The organism is Microbacterium sp. GQ128 (genome assembly GCF_059758615.1).
This window is the reverse complement of sequence record NZ_JCAXDY010000001.1, coordinates 609,634-624,629: the sequence shown is the minus strand read 5'-3', so window position 1 is coordinate 624,629 and position 14,996 is coordinate 609,634. Positions and strand designations below refer to the sequence as shown.

General features: G+C 68.2%; 15 protein-coding genes. 9 read left to right on the top strand and 6 right to left on the bottom strand.

Annotation, left to right across the window (positions count from 1 at the left end; translation table 11 throughout):
- Positions 1–7 precede the first annotated feature (7 nt).
- From mnmA to AC6CHX_RS03045, 3 genes are read left to right on the top strand one after another with little or no spacing between them, the layout of a single operon-like run.
- Positions 8–1,105: a tRNA 2-thiouridine(34) synthase MnmA gene (gene mnmA, locus AC6CHX_RS03055; protein ID WP_498271587.1), complete on the top strand. Its 1,098-nt coding sequence runs from the start codon at positions 8–10 to the stop codon at positions 1,103–1,105.
- 38 nt (positions 1,106–1,143) lie between these two features.
- Positions 1,144–3,477, top strand: a complete 2,334-nt coding sequence (ligA, locus tag AC6CHX_RS03050) for an NAD-dependent DNA ligase LigA (RefSeq protein WP_498271586.1) — start codon at positions 1,144–1,146, stop codon at positions 3,475–3,477.
- The gene (locus AC6CHX_RS03045) at positions 3,474–3,941 is read left to right on the top strand and encodes a hypothetical protein (RefSeq protein ID WP_136043850.1); all 468 of its coding nucleotides are present in this window, start codon (positions 3,474–3,476) and stop codon (positions 3,939–3,941) included. Before ligA ends, AC6CHX_RS03045 begins: the two co-directional genes overlap by 4 nt.
- A gap of 23 nt (positions 3,942–3,964) precedes the next feature.
- Here the strand turns inward: AC6CHX_RS03045 and AC6CHX_RS03040 are convergent, their stop codons facing one another.
- Both AC6CHX_RS03040 and AC6CHX_RS03035 read right to left on the bottom strand, forming a co-directional pair.
- Positions 3,965–5,791, bottom strand: coding sequence for a DEAD/DEAH box helicase (locus AC6CHX_RS03040; protein WP_498272023.1), 1,827 nt, complete (start codon positions 5,789–5,791; stop codon positions 3,965–3,967).
- A 65-nt stretch (positions 5,792–5,856) separates the two neighbouring features.
- On the bottom strand, positions 5,857–7,557 hold the full coding sequence (locus AC6CHX_RS03035) for a long-chain-fatty-acid--CoA ligase (protein WP_498271585.1): 1,701 nt from the start codon (positions 7,555–7,557) through the stop codon (positions 5,857–5,859).
- 67 nt (positions 7,558–7,624) lie between these two features.
- Here AC6CHX_RS03035 and gatC point away from each other — a divergent pair, with 67 nt between their 5' ends.
- From gatC to AC6CHX_RS03005, 6 genes are read left to right on the top strand one after another with little or no spacing between them, the layout of a single operon-like run.
- Positions 7,625–7,924 carry an Asp-tRNA(Asn)/Glu-tRNA(Gln) amidotransferase subunit GatC gene (gene gatC / locus AC6CHX_RS03030; protein ID WP_029263463.1) on the top strand — a complete coding sequence of 100 codons (300 nt, stop codon included), beginning with the start codon at positions 7,625–7,627 and terminating at the stop codon, positions 7,922–7,924.
- Positions 7,921–9,438, top strand: a complete 1,518-nt coding sequence (gene gatA / locus AC6CHX_RS03025; protein ID WP_498271584.1) for an Asp-tRNA(Asn)/Glu-tRNA(Gln) amidotransferase subunit GatA — start codon at positions 7,921–7,923, stop codon at positions 9,436–9,438. The genes gatC and gatA overlap by 4 nt, the downstream gene beginning before the upstream one ends.
- On the top strand, positions 9,438–10,952 hold the full coding sequence (gene gatB, locus AC6CHX_RS03020) for an Asp-tRNA(Asn)/Glu-tRNA(Gln) amidotransferase subunit GatB (protein WP_498271583.1): 1,515 nt from the start codon (positions 9,438–9,440) through the stop codon (positions 10,950–10,952). The genes gatA and gatB overlap by 1 nt, the downstream gene beginning before the upstream one ends.
- A gap of 48 nt (positions 10,953–11,000) precedes the next feature.
- Positions 11,001–12,257, top strand: a complete 1,257-nt coding sequence (dinB, locus tag AC6CHX_RS03015) for a DNA polymerase IV (protein ID WP_498271582.1) — start codon at positions 11,001–11,003, stop codon at positions 12,255–12,257.
- 37 nt (positions 12,258–12,294) lie between these two features.
- Complete coding sequence (locus AC6CHX_RS03010; RefSeq protein ID WP_029263459.1) at positions 12,295–12,612, top strand: hypothetical protein; 318 nt, start codon at positions 12,295–12,297, stop codon at positions 12,610–12,612.
- Complete coding sequence (locus tag AC6CHX_RS03005) at positions 12,596–13,177, top strand: nucleoside/nucleotide kinase family protein (RefSeq protein WP_452325636.1); 582 nt, start codon at positions 12,596–12,598, stop codon at positions 13,175–13,177. The genes AC6CHX_RS03010 and AC6CHX_RS03005 overlap by 17 nt, the downstream gene beginning before the upstream one ends.
- A 1-nt stretch (position 13,178) precedes the next feature.
- On the opposite strand, the gene AC6CHX_RS03000 is transcribed toward AC6CHX_RS03005, so the two are convergent.
- Genes AC6CHX_RS03000 through AC6CHX_RS02985 form a run of 4 tightly spaced genes read right to left on the bottom strand, consistent with a single transcriptional unit; the run spans position 13,179 to position 14,987 of the window.
- Positions 13,179–13,682 carry a DUF2017 family protein gene (locus AC6CHX_RS03000; RefSeq protein WP_498271581.1) on the bottom strand — a complete coding sequence of 168 codons (504 nt, stop codon included), beginning with the start codon at positions 13,680–13,682 and terminating at the stop codon, positions 13,179–13,181.
- Complete coding sequence (gene clpS / locus AC6CHX_RS02995) at positions 13,679–13,975, bottom strand: ATP-dependent Clp protease adapter ClpS (protein ID WP_498271580.1); 297 nt, start codon at positions 13,973–13,975, stop codon at positions 13,679–13,681. Before clpS ends, AC6CHX_RS03000 begins: the two co-directional genes overlap by 4 nt.
- Positions 13,972–14,319, bottom strand: a complete 348-nt coding sequence (locus tag AC6CHX_RS02990) for a metallopeptidase family protein (protein WP_091036179.1) — start codon at positions 14,317–14,319, stop codon at positions 13,972–13,974. Before AC6CHX_RS02990 ends, clpS begins: the two co-directional genes overlap by 4 nt.
- Positions 14,320–14,357: 38 nt before the next feature.
- Positions 14,358–14,987 (bottom strand): LysE family transporter, encoded by a 630-nt coding sequence (locus AC6CHX_RS02985; protein WP_498271579.1) that lies wholly within the window; start codon positions 14,985–14,987, stop codon positions 14,358–14,360.
- Between the last annotated feature and the right edge of the window lie 9 nt (positions 14,988–14,996).

Here is a 14,996-nt window from a genome sequence, read left to right as displayed (position 1 = left end):
TGTTCCCATGCGGATTCTTGCGGCGATGAGTGGCGGCGTCGACTCCGCCGTCGCGGCAGCCAGAGCCGTGGAGGCGGGGCACGACGTCGTCGGTGTGCACCTGGCACTCTCCAGAGCCGGCGGAACGCTCCGCACGGGCAGTCGCGGATGCTGCACCATCGAAGATGCCCTCGACGCGCGGCGAGCTGCCGATCTGCTCGGCATCCCGTTCTATGTGTGGGACTTCTCGGAGCGATTCCGCGATGACGTGATCGACGACTTCATCGCCGAGTATCAGGCGGGGCGCACCCCCAACCCCTGCATGCGGTGCAACGAGAAGATCAAGTTCGCGGCCCTCCTGGAACGCGCGATCGAGCTCGGCTTCGACGCCGTGTGCACCGGGCACTACGCCACGCTCGTGGACGGTGCCGACGGACTGGAGCTGCATCGTGCCTCCGACAATGCCAAGGATCAGTCCTACGTCCTGGGCGTGCTGACCGCGGAGCAGCTCGCGCACACCTACTTCCCGCTCGGGTCCACCCCCTCGAAGGCGATCGTGCGCGCCGAGGCGGCAGCACGCGGCCTGACCGTCGCCCAGAAGCCGGACAGCCACGACATCTGCTTCATCCCCGACGGCGACACCCGCGGATGGCTTGCCGAGAAGGTCGGCACTGCCACGGGCGAGATCGTCGATCGCAGTGGAGAGGTCGTCGGATCGCACGAGGGGGCGCATGCGTTCACGGTGGGTCAGAGACGCGGCCTCAAGCTGGGTGTCCCCGCGGCGGACGGCAAGCCTCGCTTCGTGCTCGAGGTCCGACCGGTGTCGAACACCGTCGTGGTCGGACCCAAGGAAGCCCTGGCGATCGCGGAGATCGCGGGGGAGCGGTTCAGCTGGGCCGGTGCCGCACCGACGGAGTCCTCGTTCGATTGTCACGTGCAGATCCGTGCGCACTCCGAGCCGGTCGCCGCGCGTGCCGTGGTCTCGGACGACGGGGTGCGGGTGACGCCGGAGACGCCGATCGACGGCGTCGCGCCGGGACAGACCGCCGTGCTCTACGTCGGCACACGGGTACTCGGGCAGTTCACCATCGACACCACGGTCTCGGCGGTTCCCGTCGGCGCGTAGGCGCTTCCGGTGTCGGTGCCCGCTCGTAGACTGGCGGGGTGCCGGAGAACATCTCGCTGGAAGACGCCCGAACCGAAGCCGACGAGCTGACGGCTCGCATCCTCGAGGCCAAGGAGGCCTACTACGGTCGCGACACCTCGGTCGTCGACGACTTCACCTACGACGGATGGATGCATCGGCTCGAGGAACTGGAGCGGCTGCACCCCGAGTTGCAGGGGCAGGACTCGCCCACGCAGATGGTCGGAGCCGCCGAGGCGACCGGTCTCGCGACGATCGAGCACGCCGAGCGCATGCTCAGCCTCGACAACGTCTTCTCCGTCGACGAGCTGCGGGAGTGGGCCGCGAAGACCAGGGCCGCCGCCGGGCGCGAGGTCGCGTGGCTCACCGAGCTGAAGATCGACGGGCTCGCGATAAACCTCCGCTATGAGAACGGCGTCCTCACCTCTGCGGCGACTCGCGGCGACGGTCGTGTCGGCGAGATCGTGACGGAGAACGCGCTCCGGCTGCCCGAGATCCCGCAGCGTCTGAGCGGCGAGGGCCATCCGTCGATCGTCGAGGTGCGCGGCGAGGTGTTCATCCCCGTCGCGGCCTTCGAGCGCCTCAACGCCGCGCAGGCCGCCTTCCGCGACCGCGCATACGCCGATGCTCTCGCGCGCTGGGAGGCCCGAGGCGGGGCCAAGAAGGCGTTCGATGAGGAGAAGGCGCAGACGGCGGCCGCCAGGCGCTTCCCGTCGTTCGCGAATCCGCGCAATGCCGCCAGCGGGGGGCTCCGCCAGCAGATCGACAAGAAGAACGGTCTCGAACTCGAGGCCGGGCTCCTGCGCATCGAGTCGCTCGCGCTCTACGTGCACGGCATCGGCGCGTGGACGAACCCTCCCGTCGCCGCGCAGAGCGAGGTGTACGACCTGCTCTCCGAGTGGGGCCTGCCCACGAGCCCGCACACGAAGGTCTGCCACACCGTCGACGAGGTCGTCGCGTTCGTCGAGTACTTCGGTGAGCACCGTCACGACATCGAGCATGAGCTCGACGGCATCGTGGTCAAGGTCGACGAGCTCGAGCTGCACGACGAGCTCGGCGCGACGAGCCGAGCCCCGCGCTGGGCCATCGCCTACAAGTACCCGCCGGAAGAGGTCCAGACCAAGCTCCTCGACATCGTCGTGTCGGTCGGACGCACCGGACGCGCCACGCCGTTCGCCGTCATGGCGCCCGCGCACGTCGCCGGTTCCGTGGTCCGACAGGCGACCTTGCACAACAAGGACGTCGTCAAGGCCAAGGGCGTTCTGATCGGCGACACCGTCGTACTGCGCAAGGCCGGCGACGTGATTCCCGAGGTTCTCGGCCCTGTCGTCGAGAAGCGCGACGGCAGCGAGCGGGAGTTCGTGATGCCCGTGGAATGCCCGGAGTGCGGCACCCCGCTGCGCGCGATGAAAGAGGGCGACATCGACCTCCGGTGCCCGAACGCGCGTTCGTGCCCTGCTCAGGTCCGCGGCCGCGTCGAGCACATCGGCTCCCGCGGTGCCCTCGACGTGGAAGCGCTGGGCGAGGTGACGGCTGCCGCGCTCACGCAGCCGACCTCACCTGCCGTTCCCCCGCTCGAGACCGAGGCAGGGCTGTTCGCGCTGACGCTCGAAGAGCTCGTACCCATCGAGCTCTTCGTGCGAGATTCCGAGACCGGGCTCCCGAAGGAGGATGAGGACGGGATCGTCAAGACGCGCGCACCCTTCCGACGCAACCCCACCGCTGCCGAGAAGAAGTCAGGACTCGACGGTCCCCAGCCGTCCTCTCAGGCGCTCACGCTGCTCGCCGAGCTCGAGAAGGCGAAGACCAAAGACCTGTGGCGGCTGCTGGTGTCGCTCAACATCCGCCACGTCGGCCCCGTCGCCGCCCGGGCGCTCGCGCAGTGGTTCGGCTCCCTCGACGCGATCCGTGCGGCATCGCGCGACGAGCTCGCCGCCGTCGAGGGCGTGGGCGGCATCATCGCCGACTCGCTGCTCGCCTGGTTCGAGGTCGACTGGCACCAGGAGATCGTGCGGCAGTGGGCCGACGCAGGGGTGCAGTGGTCGACTCCGGGCCACCCCGGACCGGGTGCGGCAGTCGCGGCGGGGGGCGTGCTCGAAGGACTCACGGTGGTCGCCACCGGATCGCTCGATGGCTACACCCGCGACGGTGCGCAGGAGGCGATCATCAACGCGGGCGGCAAGGCTGCGTCCAGTGTGTCGAAGAAGACCGACTTCGTCGCCGCCGGGCCGGGAGCGGGGTCGAAGCTCGCGAAGGCCGAGGAGCTCGGCATCCGGATCCTCGACGCGGCTCAGTTCCACATCCTCGTGACGGAGGGGCCGGCGGGGCTCCCGCCCGTGAGCGACGGTTCGTGAAGCGCTACGGACCACTGATCGTCGTCCCGGATGCTCTGGCTGTCGGCGACCCCGGGCGGCACCACCTTCGACTCACACCCGACGCCGTCATCATCCGTGAGGGCATCGAGAACCGTGGCATCGTGCCGTGGGATGGGCTGGAGGAGATCGCTCTCGACGTGCCGACGACACGGTTCCGGTTGCCCGGTCTGGTGAGCACTCTGCTGCTCGGTGCGCTGACGGCGTCGATGCTCAGCGACCCCGGCATCGATCCCGACGATGGGGCGGTGACACTCACGGTGGATGGGGAGGCCACCACGCTCCCGCTGAGCCGCCATCATGTCGGCGGATACTGGCAGCCGACGGTGGCGGGGGCGCATCGACTGATCGCTCACCTCATCGCGAACCCGGAACAACGAGCGTTGTTGGCTCACCCCGAGCCCCTGATAGACGTCGCGGCGCAACTCGCGCGCGGAACGGAATAGTCCGAACCGCGCGCGATGCGGTGTCAGCTCTTGTGGCGGGGCTTGCGGAACGGCTTCTCGTCGCGGCTGTCGCGTGCCGGACGGTCGTCGCGGTCGCGACGCTCGAACCGGTCTCCCGCATCGCGGCCACCCTCGCGAGCGCCGTTGCGGCGGGCACCGGCGGGGCCGCGGTCGGGCTTGATCTCGATCAGTCGGCCCGAGATCCGAGTGTCGCGGAGCTTCTCCAGGACGGCCGGGCTCATGTTCGCCGGAAGCTCGACGACGGAGAAATCGGGACGGATGTTGATCGCACCGAAGTCGTCACGGCCGAGGCCGCCTTCGTTCGCGAGGGCACCGACGATCTGGCGGGGCTCGACGCGGTGCCGGCGACCCACCTCGATGCGGTAGGCCGTGTAGTCGCCACGACCCCGACGCTCGCGGGGCTCGCGGGACTCACGCGTGTCCCGTCCCGTGCGCTCGCGCGGGGGACGATTGTCTGCTTCGACGGCCTTCGTCAGTGGGTCGTTGGCCGGATCGAGGAGCAGAGGCTTGTCGCCCTGAGCCACCACGGCGAGAGCTGCTGCCACGTCGGCCTCGGGAACGTCGTGGTGACGGACGTAGTGGGCGACGATGTCGCGGAAGGCATCGATGCGGCCGGTCTCGGACAGCGCGGTGGTGATCGCGTCGTCGAAGCGGTTCAGACGCGTGGTGTTCACGTCTTCGGTGCTGGGCAGCTGCATCTGAGCGGGCTGCTGACGTGTGGCCTTCTCGATGTGCTTCAGCAGGTAGCGCTCGCGCGGGGTGATGAAGCTGATCGCGTCGCCGGAACGTCCGGCGCGTCCGGTGCGTCCGATGCGGTGCACGTACGACTCGGTGTCGGTGGGGATGTCGAAGTTGACGACGTGGCTGATGCGCTCGACGTCCAGACCGCGGGCGGCCACATCGGTCGCGACGAGGATGTCCAGCTTGCCGTCCTTGAGCTGGTTGACACTGCGCTCACGCTGCACCTGGGGCACGTCGCCGTTGATGGCAGCTGCGGAGTATCCGCGGGCGCGCAGCTTCTCGGCCAGCGTCTCGGTCTCGTTCTTGGTGCGGACGAACACGATCATCCCGTCGAAGTTCTCGACTTCGAGGATGCGGGTGAGGGCGTCGACCTTCTGCGCATACGACACCACGAGGTAACGCTGCGTGATGTTCGTGCCGGTCGCGGTCTTGGACTTGATGCTGATCTCTTCCGGGTCGCGCAGATACTTCTGCGCGAGGCGGCGGATCTGCGGCGGCATGGTCGCCGAGAACAGCGCGACCTGCTTCTCCTCGGGGGTCTGCGCGAGGATCTGCTCCACGTCCTCCGCGAAGCCCATCTTCAGCATCTCGTCGGCTTCGTCGAGCACGAGGTACTGCAGCTGCGACAGGTCGAGCGTGCCCTTGGCGAGGTGGTCCATGATGCGGCCGGGAGTGCCGACGATGACGTGGACGCCGCGGCGCAGAGCCGACAGCTGCACGCCGTAGCCCTGTCCGCCGTAGACGGGGAGGACGTGGACGCCCTTCATCTTGGAGGCGTACGACTCGAATGCCTCGCACACCTGGAGCGCGAGCTCACGGGTGGGAGCGAGCACGAGAGCCTGCGGGGTCTTCTGCGAGACGTCGAGGCGCTCGAGCACGGGGAGTGCGAACGCCGCGGTCTTGCCGGTACCGGTCTGCGCCATGCCGACGACGTCACGGCCGGCGAGGAGCGTGGGGATGGTCGCCGCCTGGATGGGCGATGGGGTCTCGTAGCCGAGGTCTTTGATGGCTTTGAGGACGGGCCCGGTGATGCCGAGCTCCTCGAATCCGGGGGTCGCGGGGGAGTCCTCGGGGGCGTCGGTCAGCACTGCATCTTCAGGGGTCACTTCCCAAGGGTAGCGCGCCGCAGCCCCCGGTGCCTGTGAAGGCGGCCTCAGGCGCCGGTGTTCAGCGCGACCAGCTTCTCCTTCACCTGGCGTCGGAGCACCTTGCCGATCAGCGATTTCGGAAGCTCGTCGACCACGAACACGCGTCGCGGGACCTTGTACGGAGTGAGGATGCTGCGGGCGAAGTCACGGATCGCCTCCACGTCGACATCGGTGTCGGCATCGACCACGATGGCCGCGACGACCTCTTCGCCGGAGTGCTCGCTCGGCAGGCCGACCACAGCGGCGTCGGCGACCTGCGGGTGCTGACGCAGCGCGTTCTCGACCTCGGTGGGGGCCACGTTGAAGCCGCCGGTGATGATGAGCTCCTTGATGCGATCGACGATGCGCACGAAACCGGCGTCGTCGATCGTGACGATGTCGCCCGTGCGGTACCACCCGTCGACGAAGGCGGCTTCGGTCTCCTCGGGCTTGCCGTAGTACCCCGAGAACACCTGCGGCCCCCGAACGACGAGCTCTCCGGCTGAGCCCGCCGGCACGTCTTCGCTCGGGTTCTCCGGATCCACCACGCGGCATTCGGTCCCGGGCAGGGGGAGCCCGACGGTCCCGGGTACGCGGTTGTCCGCGACCGGATTCGCCATCAGCACCGGCGAGCACTCGCTGAGCCCGTAGCCCTCGACGAGGTAGCCGTGGGTGGCTTTCTCGAACGGCACGACCAGCTCGTGCGGCAGTGCCATGGCTCCGGAGATCGCGACCTCGATGCCGTCGAGGGACACACCCTTGTCCTTCGCCGCGGCGAGGAGGCGGTCCGCGATGGGCGGCACGAGCGGCAGGAACGTCGCGGGGTGCTTCTTGACGACGTCGAGCACCAGGTCCGGGTCGAACTTGGGGAACAGCACGAGTCTGGCGCCCATCGACATCGCGAAGGTCAAGCACAGCGTGAGCCCGTACGCGTGGAACATGGGCAGGACCGCATAGACGACGCATCCGTTGCCGCGTCGGATCGAGGGCACCCAGGCCTGCGCCTGTGCGGCGTTGGCCAGCAGGTTGCGGTGCGTGAGCGCGGCACCCTTCGGCGTTCCCGTGGTGCCGGATGTGTACTGGATGATCGCGAGATCGTCGGTGCGCGGCGCTGGATGCGAGGCGGGAATCGGCTCCGAGGTCAGGAGGGAATCCCACGCGACGGTGCCGCGCACCTTCTCGGTGAGCGCCGCACGCGATTCGCGGGCCTTGGCGACGGGGAGCCGGAGGGCGAACCGGGTGAGGAACGGCATGGCACGCGTCACGTCGACGGAGACGAGGTTGGTGACGGCCAGATCCGCCGGGAACTCCTGCACCGTCGAGACGACCTTGTTCCACACGATCGCGTGCTTCGCGCCGTGGTCCTCGAACTGCTTCCGCAGCTCGCGCGGCGTGTAGAGCGGATTGTGCTCGACGACGACGGCACCGAGACGGAGCACGGCGTAGAACGCGACGATGTGCTGAGGGCAGTTCGGCAGCACGATGGCGACCGGGTCGCCGGCGCGGACCCCGAGGTCGCGAAGGCCTGCTGCGGCGCGGTCGATCGCCGCCTGGAGCTCGGCATAGGTCGTCTCGCGGCCGAAGAACTGGAGGGCGGGTGCCTCCGGATAGTCGCGCGCGGAAGCGGCGACGATGTCGACGAGCGATCCGTCGACGGGAGACAAGTCTTCCGGGACACCTGCGGCATAGCTGGCGGTCCACGGGCGAGGGGGCAGGAACGTGCTCACCCGCCCAGCATATGTCGCGCGGCTCGCGGGGCGGAGGAGTTCGGAGCGCGCCAACTAGACTGGGGGAGTGTCTGAAATCACCCCTGAACTCGTGCGCCATCTCGGTGTGCTCGCACGCATCCAGCTGAACGACGACGAGGTGTCGCGGCTCACGGGCCAGCTCGACGCGATCGTCGACAACATCGCGAAGGTCTCGGAGGTCGCGACCGACGATGTCGTCGCGACGAGCCACCCGATCCCGCTGAGCAATGTCTTCCGGCCCGACGTGGTCGGGCAGACGCTCACGCACGAGCAGGTGCTCCAGAACGCCCCGGATGCCGCCGACGGCCGCTTCCGCGTCACCGCGATCCTGGGAGAAGAGCAGTGAGCGACATCATCCGGCTGAACGCGGCGGATCTCGCCGCCAAGCTCGCTTCCCGCGAGGTGTCGAGCGTTGAGGCGACGCAGGCTCACCTCGATCGCATCGCCGCCGTCGATGTTGACGTGCACGCCTTCCTGCACGTCAACGAGGGGGCCCTCCAGGCTGCTGCCGCGATCGATGCCCGACGCGCCGCAGGGGAGGACCTCGGCCCGCTCGCCGGCGTTCCGCTCGCGATCAAGGACGTGCTCGTCACGACGGACCAGCCGACCACCAGCGGCTCGCGCATCCTGGAGGGCTACCGTTCTCCGTACGACGCCACGGTCGTCGCGCGTTCGCGTGCCGCGGGACTCATCCCGCTCGGCAAGACCAACATGGACGAGTTCGCCATGGGTTCGTCGACCGAGCACTCGGCGTACGGCCCCACGCGCAACCCCTGGGACCTCGACCGGATCCCCGGCGGCTCCGGCGGCGGTTCGGCTGCGGCCGTCGCGGCCTTCGAAGCGCCCCTCGCGCTCGGCTCCGACACCGGCGGCTCGATCCGTCAGCCCGCCCACGTCACCGGCACGGTGGGTGTGAAGCCGACCTACGGCGGCGTGAGCCGCTACGGCGCGATCGCTCTCGCCTCCAGCCTCGACCAGGTCGGTCCCGTCTCCCGGACGGTCCTCGACTCCGGTCTGTTGCACGACGCCATCGGCGGGCACGACCCGAAGGACTCCACGTCCTTGCGTGATGCCTGGCCGTCGTTCGCCGAAGCCGCCCGTGAGGGCGCACGGGGCGACGTGCTCAAGGGCCTCAAGGTCGGCGTGATCCGTGAGCTGCCGGACAGTGGCTTCCAGCCCGGCGTCGCGGCGTCGTTCCGCAGCGCTCTCGCTCTCATGGAGGCTCAGGGGGCCGAGATCGTCGAGATCGGTGCTCCGCACTTCGAGTACGGAGTTGCCGCCTACTACCTGATCCTTCCCGCCGAGGCATCGAGCAACCTGGCGAAGTTCGACTCGGTGCGGTTCGGTCTGCGGGTGACGCCCGACGGCAACCCCACGGTCGAGGACGTCATGTCCGCGACCCGCGACGCCGGCTTCGGCGACGAGGTCAAGCGCCGCATCATCCTCGGCACCTACGCGCTGTCGGCCGGGTATTACGACGCGTACTACGGCAGCGCGCAGAAGGTCCGCACGCTCATCCAGCAGGACTTCGCGAACGCGTTCGCCGAGGTCGACGTCATCGCGACGCCCTCGGCCCCGACCACGGCGTTCAAGCTCGGTGAGAAGATCGACGACCCGCTGCAGATGTACCTCAACGACATCACCACGATCCCGGTGAACCTCGCCGGCGTCCCGGGTATCTCCATCCCGAGCGGTCTGGCGGACGACGACGGCCTGCCCGTCGGCATCCAGTTCATCGCTCCGGCACGCGAGGACGCCCGTCTCTACAAGGTCGGTGCCGCGCTCGAGACGCTGCTCGTCGACTCGTGGGGTGCGCCGCTGCTCACCCGCGCACCGCAGCTCGCAGGAGGGAACCGCTGATGGCCGCCGCCAAGCTCATGGACTTCGACAAGGCACTCGAGCTGTTCGAGCCGGTCCTCGGATTCGAGGTGCACGTCGAGCTCAACACGAACACGAAGATGTTCTCCGACGCGCCGAACCCGGCCAACGAGGCCTATCACGCCGCCGAGCCGAACACGCTGATCGCGCCGGTCGACCTCGGCCTGCCCGGATCGCTGCCGGTCGTCAACGAGACCGCGATCCGCTCGTCGATCAGCCTGGGCCTCGCTCTCGGTTGCTCGATCGCGGAGTCGAGCCGGTTCGCCCGGAAGAACTACTTCTACCCCGACCTGGGCAAGAACTACCAGATCTCGCAGTACGACGAGCCGATCGCGTACGACGGGTCGGTCGAGGTCGAGCTCGAGGACGGGACGCTCATCACCATCCCGATCGAACGCGCGCACATGGAGGAGGACGCCGGCAAGCTCACCCACATGGGTGGAGCGACCGGACGCATCCAGGGCGCCGAGTACTCGCTGGTCGACTACAACCGCGCGGGAGTGCCGCTCGTCGAGATCGTGACGAACATCATCTACGGCACCGAGCACCGCGCACCCGAGGTCGCCAAGGCGTACGTGCAGGCGATCCGCGACATCGTCCGCGGACTGGGCATCTCCGAGGCTCGGCTCGAGCGCGGCAACCTGCGCTGCGACGCGAACGTCTCGCTGCGTCCGCGGGGTACGGACAAGCTCGGCACCCGCACCGAGACGAAGAACGTCAACTCGATGCGCTCCGTCGAGCGGGCCGTGAAGTACGAGATCCAGCGGCAGGCGCAGATCCTCGCCGACGGTGGAACGATCACGCAGGAGACGCGGCACTGGCACGAGGACACCGGCACCACCTCGCCGGGTCGTCCGAAGTCGGATGCGGACGACTACCGGTACTTCCCCGAGCCGGACCTGCTGCCCGTCGAGCCGGCCGCCGAGCTGATCGAGGAACTGCGCGCGGCTCTCCCCGAGCAGCCGGTCGCCCGTCGTCGCCGTCTGATGACCGAGTGGGGCTTCACCGACCTGGAGTTTCAGGACGTCCGCAACGGCGGACTGCTCGAGGTCGTCGAGGCGACGATCGTGGCCGGCGCGACGCCGGCCACCGCACGCAAGTGGTGGACGGGGGAGATCTCTCGGCTCGCGAACGCGCAGGAGAAGGACGCCACCGAGCTGATCAGCCCGGAGAACGTCGCCGCTCTGCAGCAGCTCGTCGACGCGGGGACGCTCACCGACAAGCTTGCGCGTCAGGTTCTCGAGGGTGTCATCGCCGGCGAGGGCACGCCGCAGGAGGTCGTCGACGCTCGCGGGCTCGCCGTGGTGTCGGACGATGGCGCATTGATCGCGGCGATCGACGAGGCACTGGCCGCACAGCCCGACGTGATGGCGAAGATCAAGGACGGCAAGGTACAAGCTGCCGGCGCCGTGATCGGAGCCGTCATGAAGGCGATGAGGGGTCAGGCGGACGCCGCCCGCGTCCGCGAACTCATCCTCGAGCGCGCTGCCCAGTAGCGCGTGCCCCCCGGGCCTTCTGTCGGAGGCCCGGGGGAGAATGGTCGTATGGGACACGGTGACGGCAGGGGGCGGATCGTCTCCGCCTCCGACGCTGACGACACCGGAACGCGTATTCTCCATGTCGACATGGACGCGTTCTACGCGGCCGTCGCGGTTCTCGACGACCCCGGCCTGCGTGGGCTTCCTCTGATCATCGGTGCACCGGACGGCCGCTCGGTCGTCTCGAGCGCCTCGTACGAGGCCCGCCGTTACGGCGTCCGCGCGGCGATGCCCGTGTCGCAGGCACTCCGACTGTGTCCTTCGGCTCGTATCGTGCCCCCTCATTTCCACCGGTATCAGGAGGTCTCGAGGCAGGTGATGGCGATCTTCGAGTCGTTCACACCGCTCGTGGAGCCGCTGTCGGTCGACGAGGCCTTCCTCGACGTGCAGGGCGTGCGCCGACTCTGGGGGAGTCCCGCTCGAATCGCTGAACTCATCCGGGAACGGGTCCTCGACGAGGTCGGAATCACCTGCAGCGTGGGTGTCGCTGCCACCAAGCACGTCGCCAAGATGGCCTCGACGATCTCCAAGCCCGACGGCATGCTCGTCGTCGCGGCGCACGACACGCTCGACTTCCTCGCGCCGCGACCGGTCCGTGCGATGTGGGGCGTCGGCCCGAAGGCCGCAGAGGCGCTGGAGGCGCGAGGCATTCGGACGGTACAGGATGTCCGTGATGCTCCACGCGAGATGATCGAACGCGCTGTGGGTCCAGCCCTGAGTGACCGACTCGCGCAGCTCGCGATGGGGCAGGATGCCCGAGCCGTCGACACCGAGCGCGTGGAGAAGAGCATCGGTCACGAGGAGACGTTCGAGACGGACATCCTCGACCGCGCGTTCCTCCGTGCCGAGCTGCTCCGCCTCGCAGACCGGGTGGCGGCCCGGCTGCGTCGCGCACAGTGGGAGACGTCGACTGTAGCCATCAAGATCCGGTTCGACGACTTCCGAACGCTGAGCCGATCCCAGACACTGAGCGAGCCCACGGCCGTCGGCCAGCGGATCGGCGAGGCCGCCCAGACGCTGTTCGAGCAGATCGATCGCCGGGATCCGGTGCGACTCGTCGGCGTCCGTGCCGAGAACCTGCGCCCGGCCGGTGGCGGTGGTTTGGGACTCTGGGACGACGACGAGGATTGGCGCAAGGTCGAAGGTGCCGTCGACGAGGCCGTCGCGCGCTTCGGCACGGCGACGATCAGCCGTGCACGACACATCGGTCGCGCAGGCAGCCGAGGTGCCGCGCAGCATCCGAAGGCGCACGGTCTGGATTGATCTCACGCGGGCCGCGTTCCTCGGCTACCGTGGAGGTATGCCGAACATCGCACTGGAACTCGGAAAGCAAGCAGCGTCCTTCGGCGTGAAGAGCGCGTACGGAGAGCCGCAGGACGTCGACGGAGTCAGCATCACTCCCGTCGCCTTCACCTACTCCGGATTCGGCGGGGGCAGCGGAGACGGCGCCGAGGGTGGCGGCGGTGGTGGCGTCTCCGTTCCGGTCGGGGTCTACGTCCGGCGAGAAGAGGGTCTCCGGTTCGAGCCCAACATCGTCACACTGCTCCTCGTGGCGGTGCCGTTCGTCTGGGTGACCGGGCGGGCCCTCGTACGTATCATCCGTGCCCTCAAGAAGTGACGATCCCGTCGCGACGGCTCTGGAGCGCGCCGCGTCCCTGATCGAACACGACGTTCGTGCGGTTGCGGCAGCAAACCCTGTCGTGCTGATCGACGGAGGCAGCGGCGCAGGGAAGTCCTCCCTCGCCGCACGACTCGTCCGGCACTGGCCTGTGCTCGGTCACGTGCAGCTCATCGGCCTCGACTCGATCTACCCCGGGTGGGACGGGCTCGACGACGGGGCCGCACGTGCGCTCGAGTGGATCCTGCGGCCGCACGGTCGCGGCTACCTGGGCACCTGGCGGCGTTGGGATTGGGAGGCGGAGACCGAGGCGGAGAGCCACGCGGTCGATCCGGCACTCGGTGTCATCATCGAGGGCAGCGGAATCCTGCGGCCGTCGACAGCCGCTCTCGCCGACGTCCGGGTCTGGGTCGAGTCTGCAGAGGAATCGCGCAAGGCTCGGGCGCTGAACCGGGACGGCGACACCTACCGCCCGCATTGGGATCGTTGGGCAGCTCAGGAACGCCGTCACATCGATCGGGACGACCCTCGCGCACTGGCCACTCGGATCGTCGAAATTCCGTAGGTCAGGCGTTGGAGGCGGACTCGGCCTCGTCGGCGGCCTGGATGATCAGCTCGAGTCGATAGCCGACCCACTCGTAGACGTCGTGACGGCCGTCTTCGCTGCTCTGGTCGTCAGAGGTGATTCCGAGTCTGCTGGCGATGACGAGCCGGATCGCCGTGAGGGTTCGGAGCCAGGCGTCGAGGCTCTCCATCGAGATGAGGATCTCTCGCCCGTCGAGCGCCTCTTCTTGGGAGAGGGAGTCGACGTCGGTCGAATACTCGGCCAGTGCAGCGCGGACGATGCGCGCGTCGGCGAGACGACGATCGAGGAGGTCGTCTCGCGTGGCATCGGTGAACTCGGCGGCGGCGTCGGAGTCTTCGGGGTAGGGATTCGGGGTCAGTCGGGCGATGGCCGGGTCGTCGGTGCCTCGTGATTCGCCGACGAGTTCGATGAAGTCCTCGACGAGCCGGGCGAGGTGGAACTCCTCGATCACGGTGATGGGCACGACGATGATGTCGGCGCTCACAGCGGGGCCTTCCTGACGGTGGCCCAGAGTCCGAAGTCATGCATGGCCTGCGCATGCACCTCCATCGTCTCGCGCGGTCCTGTGGAGACGATCGCGTGCCCTTCGTTGTGCACGGCGAGCATCAGGGCGGTGGCGTGGTCGAGCGAGTACCCGAAGTACGTCCGGAACACGCGGACCACATAGCTCATGAGGTTGACAGGGTCGTTCCACACCACGACCTGCCACGGTTCGAGCGGTGCAGCGCTGAGGTCGGCGATCTCATCGAGCTCGGGATGTGCCGCAGATGGCATCATGCCCAGCCCATCTCGTGCAGCTGCTCATCGTCGATGCCGTAGAAGTGAGCGATCTCGTGGACCAGGGTGGTGTGAATCTCGTCTCGAAGCTCGTGCTCGGTCTCGCATTGGGCGAGATGCGGCTCGCGATAGAGCACGATCCGGTCGGGAAGCTCACCCATCCCGTATTGCGTGCGTTCGGTGAGCGCCAGACCGTCGTAGAGGCCCAGCAGGTCCAGGCTTCCGTCCTCGGGCCGGTCTTCGACGACGAACACGACGTTCTCCAGTCCCTCGACCATGTCATCGGGCAGGAGGTCGAGCTCGTCGATCACCAGTTCTTCGAAGGCCGCGGCATCCATGTCCATCCTGTCCAGCCTAGAGGCGCGCGGGCTCTCGCGTCGGATCAGTGCAGCAGGACGAGCACGCCGGCCACGGCGATGAACAGCACGCCGAACACCAGGTTGAGGATGCGTTGGCCGCGCAGGGACCGCGTGAACCGCCGGAACGGGCGGGCCGCCGCTGCGAAGAACCCCCACATCACGATCACGTCGACCACGATCACCGTGGCGATCAGGGTCAGGTACTGCGGGACCGGAGGCTCGTCGAGACGGATGAACTGAGGGATGAATGCCAGGAAGAACACGATCGCCTTCGGGTTCAAGAGGTTGACCCAGAATCCTCGGCGGATCATCGACCAGTGACTCTCTCGGTCGTCGATCGGCACCGGCGCATCATCGAGGGCGGCTGCGGGTTTCGCGAGGATCAGGCGGATGCCGAGAAACACGAGATAGGCCGCCCCGGCGTATCGGATGGCGTTGAATAGGAACTCCGAGCGCGAGACGAGAAGACCGACCCCCGCGGCGACGATCGCCACATGCACGACCAAAGCGATCTGCTGCCCGATGATTCCCCAGATCGAGCGCTTCCAGCCCTGGTTCAGCGCATTCGACATCGTGTTGATGGCGCCGGCTCCTGGGGTGAAGCTGATGACCACCGACGCGGTGAGGAGGGAGAACCAGACCGCGAGCGACACCACGCAAGT

What these genes read in the sequence shown, in the direction of transcription:
- AC6CHX_RS03010 (WP_029263459.1), top strand. Translation starts at nt 12,295, where the DNA reads ATGCCGAACATCGCACTGGAACTCGGAAAGCAAGCAGCGTCCTTCGGC.
- mnmA (WP_498271587.1), top strand. Translation starts at nt 8, where the DNA reads ATGCGGATTCTTGCGGCGATGAGTGGCGGCGTCGACTCCGCCGTCGCG.
- gatB (WP_498271583.1), top strand. Translation starts at nt 9,438, where the DNA reads ATGGCCGCCGCCAAGCTCATGGACTTCGACAAGGCACTCGAGCTGTTC.
- AC6CHX_RS02990 (WP_091036179.1), bottom strand. Translation starts at nt 14,319, where the DNA reads ATGGACATGGATGCCGCGGCCTTCGAAGAACTGGTGATCGACGAGCTC.
- dinB (WP_498271582.1), top strand. Translation starts at nt 11,001, where the DNA reads ATGGGACACGGTGACGGCAGGGGGCGGATCGTCTCCGCCTCCGACGCT.
- clpS (WP_498271580.1), bottom strand. Translation starts at nt 13,975, where the DNA reads ATGATGCCATCTGCGGCACATCCCGAGCTCGATGAGATCGCCGACCTC.